Here is a 17,675-nt window from a genome sequence, read left to right as displayed (position 1 = left end):
GTTTACGTCAGCCCCCCGGCAACCGCCGGGGGGTGCCCGAGCATGGAAACGGTGAGCTAGACTGTCCGCCTTTGCGGCCCCCGGGCCGCCCTGAACGGAAGTAGCATCCCGCATGAGTTGGCTCAGCAAGTTGATGCCGTCTGGCATCCGCACCGACAACGTCCCCAGCAAAAAGCGCAGCGTCCCCGAGGGCCTGTGGGAGAAGTGCAGCAGCTGCGGCAGCGCGCTCTACCGTCCTGAGCTGGAAGAGAACCTGGAAGTCTGCCCCAAGTGTGGCCATCACATGGCCATCCGCGCGCGTGCGCGCCTGGCCGCGCTGTTCGATGCGGACAGCACCACCGAGATCGGTGCGCGCCTGGGGCCGACGGACCTGCTCAAGTTCAAGGACCAGAAAAAGTACAGCGAGCGCATCAAGGCCTCGCAGAAGAACACCGGCGAGTACGACGCACTGATCGCCATGCAGGGCCTGATGAAGGGCCGCCCGCTGGTTGCCTCGGCCTTCGATTTCGCCTTCATGGGCGGCTCGATGGGCTCGGTGGTCGGTGAGCGTTTCTCGCTGGCTGCGGAAAAGGCGCTGGAGATCGGCGCGCCCTACGTGTGCTTCTCCGCCAGTGGCGGCGCGCGCATGCAGGAAGGCCTGTTCTCGCTGATGCAGATGGCCAAGACCTCGGCCGCGCTGGGTCGCCTGCGCGATGCCGGGCTGCCGTACATCTCGGTGCTGACCCATCCGACCACCGGTGGCGTGTCGGCCTCGTTCGCGATGCTGGGTGATATCAACATCGCCGAGCCGCAGGCACTGATCGGTTTCGCCGGCCCGCGCGTGATCGAGCAGACCGTGCGCGAAAAGCTGCCGGAAGGGTTCCAGCGCTCGGAGTTCCTGCTCGAGCACGGTGCGATCGATCAGATCTGCGACCGCCGCGAGATGCGTGACCGCCTGTCGGAGATCCTGGCCATGCTGGCGCGTCAGCCCGCACCCGCACCGGATGCGGCGGCCTGATGGCGTCGCGCAAGTATTTCGGCACCGACGGCATCCGCGGCAAGGTCGGTGAGGGCGTCATCTCCGCCGATTTCGTGCTGCGCCTGGGCAATGCGCTCGGGCGTGCGCTGACCGAGCGCAACGGGCACCGCCCGGTGGTGGTGATCGGCAAGGACACCCGTATCTCCGGCTACATGTTCGAAGCCGCACTCGAAGCCGGGCTGGTCGCCGCCGGCGCCGATGTGCAGCTGCTCGGCCCGATGCCGACGCCGGCGGTGGCCTTCCTCACCCGCACCCTCGGTGCGGATGCGGGTATCGTCATCAGCGCCTCGCACAACCCGCACTACGACAACGGCATCAAATTCTTCTCCGCCGATGGCGAGAAGCTCGATGACGCCACCGAGCTGGCGCTGGAGGCCGCGCTCGATGCGCCGTTCACCACGGTCGAGTCCGAGCGGCTGGGCAAGGCCATGCGTGCCCGCGATGCGGTTGGCCGCTATATCGAATTCTGCAAGGCCAGCGTGCCGCGCGGGTTCGATCTGCGCGGGCTGAAGATCGTGCTCGACTGCGCGCACGGTGCTACGTACCACGTCGCCCCGCTGCTGTTCCGCGAGATGGGCGCGGTGGTGATCAGCATCGGCGATGCGCCCAACGGCCTGAACATCAACGATGGCGTCGGCTCGATGCACATCGACAATCTCGCGGCGAAAGTGCGTGAGGTTGGGGCCGATTTCGGTATCGCCTTCGACGGCGACGGCGACCGCGTGCTGATGGCCGATGACCAGGGCAATCCGGTCGATGGCGATGACCTGCTGTTCGTGCTGGCCCAGGCCTGGCAGCGCAGTGGGCGACTGCATGGCCCGGTGGTCGGTACGCTGATGACCAACTTCGGCCTGGAGCAGGCACTGGAACGGCTGAACATCCCGTTCCAGCGCAGCAACGTCGGCGACCGCTACGTGCATCAGGCCCTGGTGGAAAACAATGGCGTGCTCGGCGGCGAAGCCTCCGGTCACCTGTTGTGCCTGGATCGCGCCACCACCGGTGATGCGATCGTCAGCGCGCTGCAGGTGCTGGAAGTGCTGCGCCGTGACGGGACCTCGCTGCGCCAGGTGCTGTCGGTGCTCAACAAGGTGCCGCAGAAGACCGTCAACGTGCGTCTGCAGGGCGCGGCCAAGGCGACCGTGCAGGCCGAGAGCGTGCAGGCCGCGCTGGCGGCTGCGCAGCAGGCAGTGAAAGGGCGTGGGCGTGCGTTCCTGCGCCCCTCGGGCACCGAGCCGGTGGTGCGCGTCACCGTCGAGGCAGACAGCGCAGAGCTGATGCAGTCCACGCTGGACAGCCTCTCGGCAGCGGTGAAGGCAGCTGCCGCGGCCTGAGCCGGGCAGGGATGCCGGAAACTGAAAACGCCCCGGGAGACCGGGGCGTTTTCGTTGCAGCGGCGTGGTGCGTTACGGCCCCGCCACCATCTTCTTCTTCTTCGCCTTGAAGCGATTGAACAGGGGTGCGATCAACGGGTGGTAACTGTAGGCGATGCGCTTGCGCAGCCAGCTCGCCGGCCGGTTGCGGATCGCGAACCGATAGATGTGCCCCGGATCGCCGCCGACCACGTTGCGGCCGAACGGATGCGTGGTATGCAGGTAGTTGAAGCCCTGCGCCCGTGCGATCTGCACGTAGTCCTCGTCGAAATCGCCGTACGGCCAGCACAGCGTGTCCGAGACCGTTCCCAGCTGCTGCTGCAGCACTTCGCGTGCCACCGAGAGGTCGCCGCTGATGCCCTGGCGCTTGTGCTCGCGGGAGATATCCTGCTTGAGCCAGCGCGTGTGCGTGTGCGTATGGCAGTGCACCTCGAACGTGCCGGCGGCGATCATCGCGCGCGCTTCGCTCCAGCGCATCATCACCTCGTCCGGGCGGTTCTCGCGCAGGATCGCCGCCTCGCAGCCGCGATGGTCCGGCGTTGCGGGCAGGGTGGCGCCGGCCTGGCCGGCATGCGGGCGGACATCGCCTTCGCCCATCCAGCCGGTGACCACGAACACGACCGCGTGCATGCCGTACTTGGCCAGGATCGGGTGCGCGTACACCCAGTTGTCCAGGTAGCCGTCATCGAAGGTGATCACGATCGACTTGGCGGGGGTCGGCTTGCCAGCGAGGAAGCCGGCGTACTGGTCCAGCGTCAGCGAGGTCCAGCCGTTGGCCGCCAGCCAGGCGATCTGGCTTTCGAAGTTCTCCGGCGACACCGTGATCATCCCCGGAGAGGGGGAGACGTGGTGGTGCATCAGCACCGGGACGGATCTAGCGTTGGCCATGGCCCAGTTCCTTCAACCACTGGTGGTAATAGTGTTCGGTCGCTTCAGTGTGACCGGTCGGGGTGAAACGGTGGGCGCTGCGCATCCACTCCCAGCCCGCCAGGCCCATCTGCTGGCGGCGGTCAGGCTGCTCGATCAGGGTGCGCAGTGCGTTGGTCAACGCAGCCTGATCGCCCAGCGGCGCGAGCAGGGCGTTGCTGCCTTCCACCACCATCTCCGGCACGCCGCCCACGCGCGTGGCGACGATCGGCACGCCGACGTACGCAGCTTCGAGAAACACCGTGCCGGCTGCCTCCTTGTGGGTAGCGAGAGCGAAGATATCGAAACCGGTCATCAGCCGGCAAGCGCCCTGGCGGTAGCCCAGCAAGTGCACCTGGGCGGCGATGCCGAGCTGCTCGCGCAGGGCGATCAGGCGGCCCATCACCGGCTGGCCGTCGCCGACGATCACCAGCTGCACGCGCGCATCGGCGCGGCACAGCGGCGCCATGGCCTGCAGCAGTTCCAGGTGGCCCTTAGGCTCGCGCAGCACCGCGACGCAGCCGACCACGATCTGTTCGTCGTTGAAGCCCAGCTCCGCGCGCACGTCCGCGCGGGTGTCCTGCAGGCACTGCCAAGGATCGCGCTTGGCGATCTGCGACCACTGCGGCGGTACTGCGATCGGCGGGACGATGCCGACGTGCGCGTCCTCGATGCCGCGGCTGACCATCAGCTTCTTCACGAAACTGCTCACCGTCATCACCCGGTGGGGCAGGCCGGTGTAGGTCAGCAGCGAGTTGATCGGGCTCATCAGGTGGCGCGAGCGCACCACCAGTGGCGTGCCGCCCAGGCGTGCGCCGGCAGCGGCGATCAGGCTGTCGCGGCGGCTGGTGGTGTTGACCACGTCGTAGCCTTGGCGGCGCACCAAGCGCGAGACTGACCAGATCCCCCGCAGCATGCGCAGCAGGCCGCCCATTTTCAGCGCGTGGACGGTAAAGCCGGCTTCGCGCGCCATCTCGCCCAGGCGGGCGCCGGGCTGGCAGAGCAGGGAGACGTCATGGCCGCGCTCGCGCATGGCCAGCATGTGGCGATAGATGTAGATCTCCTGCCCGCCAAATCCCTTGGCAGCCTCGGTATGGAGAATTTTCAGTGGCACGTTCATCGGTGGACAGTCCATGTGTGGAAAAGCGCCCGTGGCATGCGCGGGCGGCCATCGTCATTGCCTGCGGGATCGCGCCAGCGCATCCCATGCGCTGTGCGGTGCCGTGGGTGGAAGGTCATGCGGGTCCATCGGCCACACGCTGGGCCCTGCCGGCGTGAGCCAGCGCAACGCCGTCGGCGATGAGGGGAGGGCAGGGCATCCATGAGGCGGACCGGGCGACGCTGGGAGTAAAAGGGGCGGCGCGTGAGCGTCGCCGTTAGCCCGTTCTGGCCGTCTGGGCGCGCGCATTGTATCGGTTTGTATCAATGTATCGGTGGCGGGGTTGGCCCGATCTGGCACAATGTTCAGCCGGGCCACAGCTGGCCCACCGACCACCATGAACAAGCAGGAATCGCTGTGAGCCAGATCCCCACCCTCGATATCACCCGTTTTGACACCGACCGCGACGCGTTCGTGGCCGAGCTGGGTGCGGCCTACCGCGAATGGGGCTTTGCTGGCATCCGCAACCACGGCATTCCGCAGGCCGACATCGACGCCGCGTATGAGGTATTCAAGGCCTTCTTCGCGCTGCCGGAAGAGACCAAGCGCCAGTACCACGTGCCCGGCAGCGGCGGCGCGCGCGGCTACACCGCCTTCGGCGTGGAGACCGCCAAGGGTTCGCAGCACTTCGATCTGAAGGAGTTCTGGCACATCGGTCGTGAGATCCCGGACGACTCCAAGTACCGTGACGTGATGGCCCCGAACCTGTGGCCGAGCGAGGTCCCGGACTTCCGTGAACGCGGCTACGCCATCTACCAGGCGCTGGACACGCTGGGTTCGCGCGTCCTGTCGGCGCTGGCCCTGCACATTGGCCTGCCGGAGGATTTCTTCGCCGACAAGACCAACAACGGCAACTCGATCCTGCGTCCGATCCACTACCCGCCGATCACCGCGGAGAACATCCCGAACGTGCGCGCCGGTGCCCATGGCGACATCAACTTCATCACGCTGCTGGTCGGCGCCAGCGCCGCCGGCCTGGAAGTGCAGTCGCACGAGGGCAAGTGGGTGCCGTTCACCTCGGACGCGGACACCATCGTGGTCAACATCGGCGACATGCTCCAGCGCCTGACCAACCATGTGTATCCCTCGACGATCCACCGCGTGGTCAATCCCCCGGGCGAGCAGGCGCGCCAGCCGCGTTATTCGGTGCCGTTCTTCCTGCACCCGAACCCGGATTTCCTGATCGACGTGCTGCCGACCTGCATCACCCCGGAAAACCCGAGCCGCTACCCGGAGCCGATCACCGCCCACGGCTTCCTGGAAGAGCGCCTGCGCGAGATCAAGCTGAAGTAAGCGATCCTACCGGAGCAAGAACGAAGGCCGCCGAAAGGCGGCCTTCTTCGTTTCGTGTATTGCCTGCCTCTGCCTGGCTCCAAACATTGCTGCCCTGGTTGCATTTGGCTATTCGCTGCCCCGTGTTGGGCGAGCGCTACCATGCCCAGCCGGGACGCGCCGTAAACCCGTCCATGGGGGCTCGACGTGCGCCATCCATGGCGCCCGACGGTCCCGGCTGGGCATGGCAGCGCTCGCCCCCGATAGATTTCTTCGCCGGATGGCAGGGCAGGGCAGCCTCAAATCCGATCCGGCGCTTTGTAGCTGTTCCCTGCAAGCCGACACACTGTCAGAGGGTGGGCGTGGGTGGGTTGGCGGGACCGTTATGCGCCATGGATGGCGCATATCGAGCCCCCATGGGTGAGAGCGCATTGCTTGCGAGGCACTGCCTCGCATGCGTTCGAACGCACAGCCGCCAGTGGCTGGGCCGGGCCGCGGAGCGGGGTTTACGGCGTGTCCCGCCAACCCACCCATGCCCGCCCAGCCCGGGGGCGTCCCCCCCTCCGTCGCAGTTGCTTTTGCTCTTGGCCCGCAACGAAAAATAAATATCCAATTGAAATGTAAGCGTTTTCCCGCCAACGCCAATTCGTTGCATCCGTTATCATGGCCGGCTGATACCCAAAGGAGCCCCGCCATGCGCCGCAAGATCGTCGCCGGTAACTGGAAGCTGCACGGCAGCCGCCAATTCGCCACCGACCTGGTCAGTGACCTGGTTGCCGACCTCCCCCTGCAGGGCGTCGAAGTCGTGGTCCTGCCGCCGCTCCCGTACCTGGGCGAACTGGTCGAAGCCTTCGAAGGGCGCGCCGTCGCCTTTGGCTCCCAGGATGTCAGCAGCAACGAAAAGGGCGCCTACACCGGCGAAGTCTCGGCCACCATGCTGGCTGAAGTCGGTGCCCGCTATGGCCTGGTCGGCCACTCCGAACGCCGCCAGTACCATGCCGAAAGCAGTGAGCTGGTCGCGCGCAAGTTCGCCGCCGCCCTGCATGCCGGCCTGACCCCTATCCTGTGCGTGGGCGAAACCCTCGAGCAGCGCGAGGCCCATCAGACCGAGGCGGTCATCGCCGCCCAGCTCGCCCCGGTGCTGGAACTGGTCGGCGCCGCCGGCTTCGCCCAGGCCGTGGTCGCCTATGAGCCGGTCTGGGCCATCGGTACCGGCCGGACCGCCTCCAAGGAGCAGGCCCAGCAGGTCCACGCGTTCATCCGTGGCGAAGTGGCCAAGCTCGATGCTAGAATTGCGGATTCACTGTCGATCCTCTATGGCGGCAGCGTGAAGCCCGACAACGCCGCGGAACTGTTCGCACAGCCCGATGTCGATGGTGGGCTGGTGGGCGGCGCCTCCCTGGTGGCCGCGGACTTCCTTGCCATCGCTGCCGCGGCGGCGGGGCGCTAATTAGTTACGTTGTCGGCCCAACCGCCGGCACGACATGTCCGAGGACGGATTCGAAATGCTGATGTTGATCCTCAATGTGGTCTACGTGCTGGTCGCAGTGGCCATGATCGCGCTCATCCTGATGCAGCGTGGTTCCGGCGCGGCCGCAGGGTCGGGTTTCGGTGCCGGTGCCTCGGGCACTGTGTTCGGCGCGCGTGGCGCGTCCAACTTCCTGTCCAAGTCGACCAAGTGGCTGGCCGTGGTGTTCTTCGGCATCAGCCTCTTCATGGCCTGGTACGCCAGCCATGGCTCGCGCCCGGCGGCGCAGCAGGATCTGGGTCTGATGTCGGCGCCGGCCGCCAGTGCGCCAGCCGCGCCGGCAGGCGAGCTTCCGGTCGTGCCGAAGGCCCCGGAAACCCCGTCGCAGCAGCCTGTTCCGTCGGCCACTGTGCCGGCTCAGGCGGAAACGCCGAAATCTGGTGAAGAAAAGCCTTCGGAAGGCACCCAGACTCGCTGAAGACGGTTACAATATGCGGCGCACTGGAGAACAACCGGTGCGATCGTAAGCCCAGGTGGCGGAATTGGTAGACGCACTACCTTGAGGTGGTAGCGACGAGAGTCGTAGGGGTTCGAGTCCCCTCTTGGGCACCATTTGTTTGTAAGCGGGTTCGTCTGGCGCGCAAAGCGCCAGGTAGCGGTATCCGTCCACTCCCCCATGCCAAAGCGCCTGCAGGCGCAGCGGCAGAGGCAAGAGAGAATCGCTGTGCTGGCCGAATATTTGCCGTCTCTGCTGTTTCTGATCGTTGCCACCGGTATCGGCGTTGCGCTGATGCTGGTTGGCCGATTCCTCGGTCCCCGACGTCCTGATCTTAAAAAGCTCTCGCCGTACGAATGCGGCTTCGAGGCTTTCGAGGACGCGCGCATGAAGTTCGATGTGCGCTACTACCTGATCGCGATTCAGTTCATCGTATTTGATCTGGAAATCATCTTCATCGTGCCGTGGACCCAGGTCTTCATGGAACTGGGCGCACGTTCGCTGGTCACGATGGGCCTCTTCGTAGGCATGCTTTTCCTCGGTTTCATTTACGTCTGGAAGAAGGGAGCGCTGGAATGGGAGTAATTCAGACGCTCGACGGCCTGATGAACAACCCGGTCCCGGAAGGGCGGGTCGATGACATCCTGCGCCCCGAAGGCGACAACCCCCTGCTCGAAAAGGGCTACGTGACCACCAGCGTCGATGCGCTGTTGAATTGGGCGCGTACCGGTTCGATGTGGCCGATGACCTTTGGTCTGGCCTGCTGCGCAGTGGAAATGATGCACGCCGGTGCGGCGCGTCTGGATCTTGACCGTTACGGTGTGGTGTTCCGCCCGTCGCCGCGTCAGTCCGACGTGATGATCGTGGCCGGCACCCTGGTCAACAAGATGGCTCCGGCCCTGCGCAAGGTCTATGACCAGATGCCGGACCCGAAGTGGGTCATCTCGATGGGCAGCTGCGCCAACGGTGGCGGCTACTACCACTACTCCTATGCAGTAGTGCGTGGCTGTGACCGCGTGGTGCCGGTGGACATCTATGTCCCCGGCTGCCCACCTACCGCCGAAGCGCTGGTGTACGGGATCCTGCAGTTGCAGAAGAAGATCTGGCGTACGCAGACCATCGCCCGCTGACATCCCTCCTGACAAGAGCACGCCAAGCCCCCATGGCAGAGCAAGCACATTCCTTCATCGACCGACTTTCCGCACGTTTCGCAGGTGCGCAGGTCTTCGTGGTCGAACCCCGCGGCGAAGTGACGCTGGAAGTGCCCGCCGCTGACTGGCATGCCACCGCTCTGGCGCTGCGCGACGAATTCGGTTTCGAGCAGGCGGTTGACCTGTGCGGCCTGGACTACCTCGGCTATGGCAGCGACGAATGGGATACGGCCGATGTGTCGTCCCAGGGCTTCAGCCGTGGCGTGGAGGGCAAGTCCGTCGGCCGTTTCGCCTGGGGTGAATTCCCCACCCGCGAAACCAGCGATGGCGCCCAGCCGCAGCCGATCCCGCTGCAGCGTTTCGCCGTGGTTACCCAGCTGCGTTCCTACCAGCACAACCTCACGATGCGCATCCGTTGCTTTGCGCCGAACGAGGAGCTGCCGGTGGTCGCGTCGTTGACCAACATCTGGCCAGGCCTGAACTGGTTCGAGCGCGAAGCGTTCGATCTGTTCGGCGTGATCTTCGAAGGTCACCCGGACCTGCGCCGGATCCTGACCGACTACGGTTTCGTCGGGCACCCGTTCCGCAAGGATTTCCCGCTGATCGGCAACGTCGAAGTGCGCTACGACGAAGAGAAGCAGCGCGTGATCTACGAGCCGGTGACCTCGGTCGAGCCGCGCGTCGGCGTGCCGCGTGTCATCCGTGACGACGCCCGTTTCCAGACCGCTGCCGGCGAAAGCGCGCAGACGGAGGCAAGCAAGTGAGTGAATTCCACCAGGCCAGCCAGGCCTTTGCGAGCAATCCGGCCGAACTCCGGCAGGAGATCCGCAACTACACGATGAACTTCGGCCCGCAGCATCCGGCCGCGCACGGTGTGCTGCGCCTGATCCTGGAAATGGACGGCGAAACCATCATGCGTGCCGACCCCCACGTGGGCCTGCTGCACCGTGGTACCGAAAAGCTGGCCGAGTCCAAGCCGTTCAACCAGTCGATCGGCTACATGGATCGCCTGGATTACGTGTCGATGATGTGCAACGAGCACGCCTATGTGCGCGCGATCGAAACCCTGATGGGGATCGAGGCGCCCGAGCGTGCCCAGTACATCCGCACCATGTTCGACGAAATCACCCGCATCCTGAATCACCTGATGTGGTTGGGGTCCAACGCGCTCGATCTGGGCGCGATGGCGGTCATGCTGTACGCCTTCCGCGAGCGCGAAGAGCTGATGGACTGCTATGAAGCGGTCTCCGGCGCGCGCATGCATGCGGCGTATTACCGTCCGGGCGGCGTCTACCGCGACCTGCCGGACCACATGCCCAAGTACAAGGAATCGCGCTGGCACAAGGGCAAGGCCCTGAAGAACCTCAACGCCTCGCGCGAAGGTTCGCTGCTGGATTTCCTGGAGAACTTCACCGTTGAATTCCCCAAGCGCGTCGACGAATACGAAACCCTGCTGACCGACAACCGTATCTGGAAGCAGCGTACGGTCGGCATCGGCGTGGTCACCCCGGAACTGGCCCATGCCTGGGGCATGACCGGCGTGATGCTGCGCGGCTCGGGCATTGCCTGGGATCTGCGCAAGAAGCAGCCGTATGCCAAGTACGACGCGGTCGAGTTCGACATCCCGCTCGGCAAGGAAGGTGACTGCTACGACCGTTACCTGTGCCGCGTGGCCGAGATGCGCGAATCCAACCGCATCATCAAGCAGTGCGTGACCTGGCTGAAGGCCAATCCGGGTCCGGTCATGGTCAAGAACTTCAAGGTCGCGCCGCCCAGCCGCGAAGACATGAAGGACGACATGGAAGCGCTGATCCATCACTTCAAGCTGTTCAGTGAAGGCTACTGCGTCCCGGCCGGCGAAACCTACGCCGCCGTCGAAGCGCCCAAGGGCGAGTTCGGCTGCTACCTGATGTCCGATGGTGCCAACAAGCCGTTCCGCGTGCATCTGCGCGCGCCGGGCTTCGCCCATCTGTCCTCGATCGACTCGATCGTGCGCGGGCACATGCTCGCCGACGTGGTGGCCATGATCGGCACCTACGATCTGGTGTTCGGCGAGGTGGACCGGTGATCGCATCCGCTTGCACGACGCCTGACACCCGCCGGCTGCTGCCGGCGCTGCAGGCTCTGGTTTTTAACGATTTCGTATTCGCTGAGGTCGGCCGATGAAGGCGACAGGTAATTTCGAGGCGGCGCGTGACGTCGACCCGATGGTGGTCTTGAATGACAAGACCCGTGCGCACATCGATCACTGGCTGGCCAAGTTCCCGCCGGATCGTAAGCGCTCGGCTGTCCTGCAGGGCCTGCACGCCGCACAGGAACAGAATGCGGGCTGGCTGACCGACGAGCTGATCGCCGGCGTCGCCAAGTACCTGGATCTGCCGCCGGTGTGGGCCTACGAGGTCGCCAGCTTCTACTCGATGTTCGAACTGGAGAAGGTCGGCCGCCACAACGTCGCCTTCTGCACCAACATCAGCTGCTGGTTGAACGGTGCCGAAGACCTGGTCGCGCACGCCGAGAAGAAGCTCGGCTGCAAGACCGGTCAGTCCACCGCCGATGGCCGCATCTACCTCAAGCGCGAAGAAGAATGCCTGGCCGGTTGCGCCGGTGCGCCGATGATGGTCATCAATGGCCATTACCACGAGCGCCTGACCGTCGAGAAAGTCGACGAGCTGCTGGACGGGTTGGAGTAAGACATGGCACATCATCACGCACCCAGTGGTCCGGTCGGTCCCGCACCGTTGCCGCACCAGGTGGTCTACACCACCCTGCATTACGACACTCCGTGGTCGTATGAAAGCTACCTCAAGACCGGCGGCTACGCTGCCCTGCGCAAGATCCTCGAAGAGAAGATCTCGCCGGAGCAGGTCATCGAGATGGTCAAGCAGTCCAACCTGCGCGGCCGTGGCGGCGCGGGCTTCCCGACCGGCCTGAAGTGGTCCTTCATGCCCAAGGGCACCATGCAGAAGTACATCCTGTGCAACTCGGATGAATCCGAGCCGGGGACCTGCAAGGACCGCGACATCCTGCGTTACAACCCGCATTCGGTGGTGGAAGGCATGGCGATCGCCTGCTACGCCACCGGCTCGACCGTGGGCTACAACTACCTGCGTGGTGAGTTCCACCACGAGCCGTTCGAGAACTTCGAGCAGGCCCTGGCCGACGCATACGCGAACGGCTGGCTGGGCAAGGACATCCTCGGCAGCGGCGTGGACATCGACATCTACGGTGCGCTGGGTGCCGGCGCCTACATCTGCGGCGAAGAAACCGCGCTGATGGAATCGCTGGAAGGCAAGAAGGGCCAGCCGCGCTACAAGCCGCCGTTCCCGGCCAACTTCGGCCTGTACGGCAAGCCGTCGACGATCAACAACACCGAGACCTATGCCTCGGTGCCGGCGATCATCCGCAACGGCCCGGAATGGTTCGCAGGCCTGAGCCTGACCAAGAACGGCGGTCCGAAGATCTTCTCGGTCTCCGGTTGCGTGCAGAAGGGTGGCAACTTCGAAGTGCCGCTGGGCACCACCTTCGACGACCTGCTGGAAATGGCCGGTGGTCTGAAGCCGGGCCGCACGCTCAAGGGTGCGGTCCCGGGCGGCGTTTCGATGCCGGTGCTGAAGGCCGAAGAGCTCAAGGGCCTGCAGATGGACTACGACACCCTGCGTGCCCTGGGCACCGGTCTGGGGTCGGGCGCCATCGTGGTGCTGGATGACAGCGTCTGCTGCGTCAAGTTCGCCTGCCGCATCTCGCAGTTCTTCCACAAGGAATCCTGCGGGCAGTGCACCCCGTGCCGTGAAGGCACCGGCTGGATGCACCGCGTGCTGGAGCGCATCGTTGCCGGCAAGGCCACGATGGAAGACCTGCATCAGTTGAAGACGGTGGCCGGCCAGATTGAAGGTCACACCATCTGCGCGTTCGGTGAAGCGGCGGCATGGCCCATCCAGGGCTTCCTGCGCCAGTTCTGGGACGAATTCGAGTACTACATCGTCAACGGTCATTCGATGGTTGACGGCAAGAAGGTGGAGGCAGCCGCCGCATGAGCGCGCAACCCGTAAACCCGAGCGTGCCACCGGATCATGTGACCGTCGAAATCGACGGCCAGTCCCTGGTCGTGCCCAAGGGCTCGATGATCATCCAGGCCGCCGACAAGGCGGGCATTCCGATCCCGCGCTTCTGCTACCACGAGAAGCTGCCGATCGCCGCCAACTGCCGCATGTGCCTGGTCGACGTGGAAAAGTCGCCCAAGCCGGCGCCGGCCTGCGCCACGCCCGTCATGGATGGCATGAAGGTCGCCACCCGCAGTGAAAAGGCGCTGAAGTTCCAGCGCTCGGTGATGGAATTCCTGCTGATCAACCATCCGCTGGACTGCCCGATCTGCGATCAGGGCGGCGAGTGCGAGCTGCAGGACGTTTCGCTGGGCTATGGCCGTTCGGTCAGCCGCTTCAACGAGCGCAAGCGCGTGGTGCCCGACGAGGACATCGGTCCGCTGGTCGCCACCGAAATGACCCGCTGCATCCAGTGCACCCGCTGCGTCCGCTTCACGGCCGACGTTGCCGGTACTTACGAGCTGGGTGGCATGTACCGCGGTGAGAACCTGCAGATCGGCACCTACGACGGCAAGCCGCTGACCACCGAGCTGTCCGGCAACGTGGTCGACGTCTGCCCGGTCGGTGCGCTGACCAACAAGGTGTTCCAGTTCCGCGCCCGGCCGTGGGAACTGACCGCGCGCGAATCGCTGGGCTACCACGACGCGATGGGCTCGAACCTGTTCCTGCACGTGCGCCGCGGCGAAGTACTGCGCGTGGTGCCGCGCGACAACGAGTCGGTCAACGAATGCTGGCTGTCCGATCGGGACCGCTATTCGCACCAGGGCCTGTACAGCGAAGACCGTGCGGTCAAGCCGCTGCGCAAGGTCAATGGCGAGTGGAAGGAAGTGAGCTGGGCCGAAGGCCTGGCCGCGGCCAAGGAGATCTTCGCCGCCCACCAGGGTGACGACCTCGGCGTGCTGGTGCACCCGTCGGCCTCGAACGAGGAGGGTGCACTGCTGGCCCGTCTCGCCGCCGGCCTGGGCACCACGAACATCGATCACCGCATCAACAACCGCGATTTCTCCGACGCCGCCACCGCCGAAGTCTTCGGCCTGCCGCTGGCCGAGATCGAAGGCGCGGACAGCATCGTCGTGCTCGGCAGCAACATCCGCCACGAGCTGCCGCTGCTGCATGCCCGCCTGCGCAAGGCGCAGACCACGCGCAACGCGAAGATCCACGCCGTCAATCCGGTGGACTTCGATTTCGCCTTCAAGCTGGCCAGCAAGCAGATCGTCGCCCCGTCGGCCTTCATCGACGCACTGGGCAACGCCGCGCTGCGCGACGCCGTGAAGGGCGCGAGCAACGCCGTGCTGATCGTCGGTGGCATCGCCGAAAACCACCCGCAGGCCGCCGCGATCCGCGCCGCTGCGCGTGATTTCGCCGCCGCGACCGGTGCCAAGCTGTGCCGTATCCCGCAGGGCGCCAATGCCGTGGGCCTGGCCCGCGCCGGCGTGCTGCCGGCCGGCAAGGACGTCAACGCCATGCTGGCGCAGCCGCGCAAGGCCTATGCCATCTACGGCATCGAACCGGGCCTGGACTTCGCCGACGCCGCCGCTGCCCGCAAGGCACTGGCCGGTGCCCAGGTGGTGGCCTTCAGCCAGTTCGCCTGTGCCTCGACCCGCGACATCGCCGACGTGATCCTGCCGATCGGCGCGCTGCCGGAAGTGGATGCCACCCTGACCAACCTCGATGGTCGCGAGCAGTCGGCCCGTGCCGGCGGCAAGCTGCCGGGCGAGGCGCGTGAAGGCTGGCGTGTGCTGCGTGCACTGGGCGGCGAGATGTCGCTGGCCGGTTTCGAGTTCACCGATCTGGCCGGCCTGCGCGCCAGCCTGGCGCCGGTCAGCGTCACCGTCTCGTCCTCGGCGGCAACGCCGGTGGCAGGTGAGGGCCTGGAAGTGACCTCGACCGCCGCGATCTACCGCACCGATGCGGTGGTCCGTCGCGCCCAGGCCCTGCAGTCGCATCCGCTCAACACCGCCCCGCGCATCGTGCTCAACGCCGACGACGCTGCCCGCCTGCAGTTGGTGGAAGGCCAGATGGCCAAGGTCGGCACCGATGCCGGCCGCGCCACCCTGCCGGTGGTGGTCGACGCCCGCGTTGCGGCCGGGTCGGTCTGGATTGAATCGGGCCACGGTGCAACCGCACCGCTGGGTGCCGCACGCGTAACGGTGGTGGCTGCATGAACGAATTGCTGTTGAACGCGGTTGACCCGCTGCACCAGTGGCTGCTGTCACTGGGCGACATCGGCGCGCTGCTCTGGATCATCCTGAAGATCCTGGTGATCGCCATGCCGGTGATCATCTCGGTGGCCTTCTACGTGGTCTGGGAGCGCAAGCTGATCGGCTGGATGCACGTGCGTCATGGCCCGATGTATGTCGGCATGGGCATCTTCCAGGCCTTCGCCGACGTCTTCAAACTGCTGTTCAAGGAGATCATCCAGCCGAGCAGCTCGCACAAGGCGATGTTCATCCTTGCGCCGCTGATCACGCTGGGCCCGGCCTTCGCGGCCTGGTCGGTGATTCCCTTCGACGCACAGATCGTGCTGTCCAACGCCAACGCCGGTCTGCTGTACCTGTTGGCAATGACCTCGCTGGGCGTGTACGGCATCATCCTGGCCGGTTGGGCCTCCAACTCGAAGTACGCGTTCCTGGGTGCCATGCGCGCCTCGGCGCAGATGATCAGCTACGAAATCGCGATGGGCTTTGCCCTGGTCGGCGTGATGATCGCCTCGGGCAGCCTCAACCTGAGCAACATCGTGATGGCGCAGGCGGGCAACTCCGGTCTGTTCGACTGGTTCCTGCTGCCGCTGTTCCCGTTGTTCATCGTGTACTGGGTGTCCGGCGTCGCCGAAACCAACCGCGCGCCGTTCGACGTCGTGGAAGGTGAATCGGAAATCGTGGCCGGCCACATGGTCGAGTACTCCGGTGGTGCGTTCGCGCTGTTCTTCCTGGCCGAATACGCCAACATGATCCTGATCAGCTTCCTGATCTCGATCTTCTTCCTCGGTGGCTGGCTGAGCCCGTTCCAGGGTTGGTTCGACATCCAGCTCAGCAACCAGGCCATTGCGCCGTGGGTTGAGTGGATCTGGGTGGGCGGCTGGCCGTGGCTGCTGCTGAAGGTCTTCTTCTTCGCCAGCTCCTACATCTGGTTCCGTGCCAGCTTCCCGCGCTTCCGTTACGACCAGATCATGCGTCTGGGCTGGAAGGTCTTCATCCCGCTCACCATCTTCTGGATTGCAGTGACGGCGTTGATGGTGTTTTACGGCGTGATCCAGAAGGGCGTCTAAGCGATGAACCGAATTACCCATTACTTCAAAAGCCTGCTGCTCCTTGAGCTGCTCGGTGGTCTGTGGCTGACCCTGAAGTACGCCTTCAAGCCGAAGTACACGATGATGTACCCGATGGAGAAGTTCCCGCAGTCGCCGCGTTTCCGCGGTCTGCATGCACTTCGCCGCTATCCCAACGGTGAGGAACGCTGCATCGCATGCAAACTGTGCGAAGCGGTGTGCCCGGCGCTGGCGATCACCATCGATTCGGCCAAGCGCGAGGACGGCACCCGCCGTACCACCCGTTACGACATCGATCTGTTCAAGTGCATCTTCTGCGGCTTCTGTGAAGAAAGCTGCCCGGTGGACTCGATCGTCGAGACCCACATTCTCGAGTACCACTTCGAGAACCGTGGCGAGAACATCGTTACCAAGCCGCAGCTGCTGGCCATCGGTGATCGGCTTGAAGCCGAGATCGCCGAGCGTCGCGCCGCCGATGCCGCTTTCCGCTGAGGTCGAATGATGGATTGGGTAAATATCAGTTTCTGGGTCTTCTCCATCGTGGCGGGCATTTCCGCTGCGGCGGTGATCAGCGTGCGCAATCCGGTCTATGCCGTGTTGTGCCTGATCCTGACCTTCTTCTCCGTGGCCTGCATCTGGATCCTGGTCGGGGCCGAGTTCCTCGGTGTCGCGCTGGTGCTGGTCTACGTCGGCGCGGTGATGGTGCTGTTCCTGTTCGTGGTGATGATGCTGGACATCGATCCCTCCAACCTGCGTGAGGGCTGGGTACGTTACCTGCCGCTGGGCCTGGTGGTGGCGGTGACGATGCTCGTGCAGATGCTGGTGCTGATCGGCGTGAAGGGCAGGGCGGTCAATCCGTTCCCGGCCGACAACGCTGCCGCGCTGGCGGCCGACACCTCCAACATCACCTGGCTGGCCCGCAGCCTGTTCACCGAGTACCTGCTGCCGTTCGAGTTCGCCGCCGTCATCCTGACCGTGGCCGTGGTTGCCGCCGTCATGCTGACCCTGCGTCGCCGCACCGGCCTGAAGACCCAGAACCCGTCCGAGCAGACCATGGTCAAGGGCAGCGATCGCCTGCGCATCGTCAAGATGGATGTGGAGAAGCCGGTCGTGCACACCAACATCAAGCCGTCCAGCAACGAGGAGGCGCAGCCATGATCACGCTTGGCCACATTCTGGCGCTGGGTGCGGTGCTGTTCTGCATCAGCCTTGCCGGCATTTTCCTCAACCGCAAGAACATCATCGTGCTGTTGATGTCCATCGAGTTGATGCTGCTGTCGGTCAACATCAATTTCGTCGGGTTCTCGCGTGAGATGGGTGATACGGCCGGACAGCTGTTCGTCTTCTTCATCCTGACCGTGGCCGCGGCCGAGGCCGCCATCGGCCTCGCGATCCTGGTAACCCTGTTCCGTACTCGCCGCACCATCAATGTCGGCGAAGTCGATTCGCTGAAGGGCTGATCCGTAG

Annotated in this window: 18 protein-coding genes and 1 tRNA gene; 17 read left to right on the top strand and 2 right to left on the bottom strand. The window is 64.9% G+C overall.

Features of this window, described 5'->3' with window-relative positions; genetic code table 11:
- The first annotated feature begins 112 nt into the window (after window positions 1-112).
- Together accD and glmM are read left to right on the top strand one after the other, a co-directional pair.
- Window positions 113-997, top strand: coding sequence for an acetyl-CoA carboxylase, carboxyltransferase subunit beta (gene accD / locus AC06E9_RS01485; RefSeq protein ID WP_019182669.1), 885 nt, complete (start codon window positions 113-115; stop codon window positions 995-997).
- Window positions 997-2,349, top strand: a complete 1,353-nt coding sequence (gene glmM, locus AC06E9_RS01480; protein ID WP_152154498.1) for a phosphoglucosamine mutase — start codon at window positions 997-999, stop codon at window positions 2,347-2,349. Before accD ends, glmM begins: the two co-directional genes overlap by 1 nt.
- 72 nt (window positions 2,350-2,421) lie before the next feature.
- Here glmM and AC06E9_RS01475 read toward each other — a convergent pair whose 3' ends face one another.
- On the bottom strand, window positions 2,422-3,276 hold the full coding sequence (locus tag AC06E9_RS01475) for a polysaccharide deacetylase family protein (RefSeq protein ID WP_121038438.1): 855 nt from the start codon (window positions 3,274-3,276) through the stop codon (window positions 2,422-2,424).
- Window positions 3,263-4,414: a glycosyltransferase family 4 protein gene (locus AC06E9_RS01470; RefSeq protein ID WP_478055362.1), complete on the bottom strand. Its 1,152-nt coding sequence runs from the start codon at window positions 4,412-4,414 to the stop codon at window positions 3,263-3,265. Before AC06E9_RS01470 ends, AC06E9_RS01475 begins: the two co-directional genes overlap by 14 nt.
- Before the next feature lie 396 nt (window positions 4,415-4,810).
- Between AC06E9_RS01470 and AC06E9_RS01465 the strand changes: the two genes are divergently transcribed.
- From AC06E9_RS01465 to nuoK, 15 genes are all read left to right on the top strand, one after another.
- The gene (locus tag AC06E9_RS01465) at window positions 4,811-5,746 is read left to right on the top strand and encodes an isopenicillin N synthase family dioxygenase (protein WP_152154493.1); all 936 of its coding nucleotides are present in this window, start codon (window positions 4,811-4,813) and stop codon (window positions 5,744-5,746) included.
- Window positions 5,747-6,419: 673 nt separating this feature from the next.
- On the top strand, window positions 6,420-7,175 hold the full coding sequence (gene tpiA, locus AC06E9_RS01460; protein WP_121038430.1) for a triose-phosphate isomerase: 756 nt from the start codon (window positions 6,420-6,422) through the stop codon (window positions 7,173-7,175).
- Window positions 7,176-7,230: 55 nt separating this feature from the next.
- Entirely contained in the window at window positions 7,231-7,671 is a 441-nt protein-coding gene (gene secG, locus AC06E9_RS01455) for a preprotein translocase subunit SecG (protein WP_478055360.1), read from the top strand.
- Between the two features lie 49 nt (window positions 7,672-7,720).
- Window positions 7,721-7,805, top strand: a tRNA-Leu gene (locus AC06E9_RS01450).
- A 112-nt stretch (window positions 7,806-7,917) separates the two neighbouring features.
- The gene (locus tag AC06E9_RS01445; RefSeq protein ID WP_026069699.1) at window positions 7,918-8,274 is read left to right on the top strand and encodes an NADH-quinone oxidoreductase subunit A; all 357 of its coding nucleotides are present in this window, start codon (window positions 7,918-7,920) and stop codon (window positions 8,272-8,274) included.
- Complete coding sequence (locus AC06E9_RS01440; protein WP_019182677.1) at window positions 8,265-8,819, top strand: NuoB/complex I 20 kDa subunit family protein; 555 nt, start codon at window positions 8,265-8,267, stop codon at window positions 8,817-8,819. The genes AC06E9_RS01445 and AC06E9_RS01440 overlap by 10 nt, the downstream gene beginning before the upstream one ends.
- A 32-nt stretch (window positions 8,820-8,851) precedes the next feature.
- Complete coding sequence (locus AC06E9_RS01435) at window positions 8,852-9,604, top strand: NADH-quinone oxidoreductase subunit C (RefSeq protein WP_121038427.1); 753 nt, start codon at window positions 8,852-8,854, stop codon at window positions 9,602-9,604.
- Window positions 9,601-10,908, top strand: coding sequence for an NADH-quinone oxidoreductase subunit D (locus tag AC06E9_RS01430; protein ID WP_121038424.1), 1,308 nt, complete (start codon window positions 9,601-9,603; stop codon window positions 10,906-10,908). The genes AC06E9_RS01435 and AC06E9_RS01430 overlap by 4 nt, the downstream gene beginning before the upstream one ends.
- A 94-nt stretch (window positions 10,909-11,002) precedes the next feature.
- Complete coding sequence (nuoE, locus tag AC06E9_RS01425) at window positions 11,003-11,530, top strand: NADH-quinone oxidoreductase subunit NuoE (RefSeq protein ID WP_121038421.1); 528 nt, start codon at window positions 11,003-11,005, stop codon at window positions 11,528-11,530.
- A 3-nt stretch (window positions 11,531-11,533) separates the two neighbouring features.
- Complete coding sequence (nuoF, locus tag AC06E9_RS01420) at window positions 11,534-12,874, top strand: NADH-quinone oxidoreductase subunit NuoF (protein ID WP_123730636.1); 1,341 nt, start codon at window positions 11,534-11,536, stop codon at window positions 12,872-12,874.
- Window positions 12,871-15,105, top strand: a complete 2,235-nt coding sequence (gene nuoG, locus AC06E9_RS01415; RefSeq protein ID WP_478055357.1) for an NADH-quinone oxidoreductase subunit NuoG — start codon at window positions 12,871-12,873, stop codon at window positions 15,103-15,105. Before nuoF ends, nuoG begins: the two co-directional genes overlap by 4 nt.
- On the top strand, window positions 15,102-16,208 hold the full coding sequence (nuoH, locus tag AC06E9_RS01410) for an NADH-quinone oxidoreductase subunit NuoH (protein ID WP_346463822.1): 1,107 nt from the start codon (window positions 15,102-15,104) through the stop codon (window positions 16,206-16,208). The genes nuoG and nuoH overlap by 4 nt, the downstream gene beginning before the upstream one ends.
- A 3-nt stretch (window positions 16,209-16,211) precedes the next feature.
- Window positions 16,212-16,700 carry an NADH-quinone oxidoreductase subunit NuoI gene (gene nuoI / locus AC06E9_RS01405; RefSeq protein ID WP_121038409.1) on the top strand — a complete coding sequence of 163 codons (489 nt, stop codon included), beginning with the start codon at window positions 16,212-16,214 and terminating at the stop codon, window positions 16,698-16,700.
- Window positions 16,701-16,709: 9 nt separating this feature from the next.
- Window positions 16,710-17,366, top strand: a complete 657-nt coding sequence (locus AC06E9_RS01400) for an NADH-quinone oxidoreductase subunit J (protein ID WP_121041162.1) — start codon at window positions 16,710-16,712, stop codon at window positions 17,364-17,366.
- Window positions 17,363-17,668, top strand: a complete 306-nt coding sequence (gene nuoK / locus AC06E9_RS01395; protein ID WP_019182685.1) for an NADH-quinone oxidoreductase subunit NuoK — start codon at window positions 17,363-17,365, stop codon at window positions 17,666-17,668. Before AC06E9_RS01400 ends, nuoK begins: the two co-directional genes overlap by 4 nt.
- The last annotated feature ends 7 nt before the right edge of the window (window positions 17,669-17,675 follow it).

Source organism: Stenotrophomonas sp. Steno-Z10-BAI, assembly GCF_056393115.1.
Note: the sequence above shows the minus strand (reverse complement) of the source record. Positions and strands in the feature narration are given on the sequence as shown.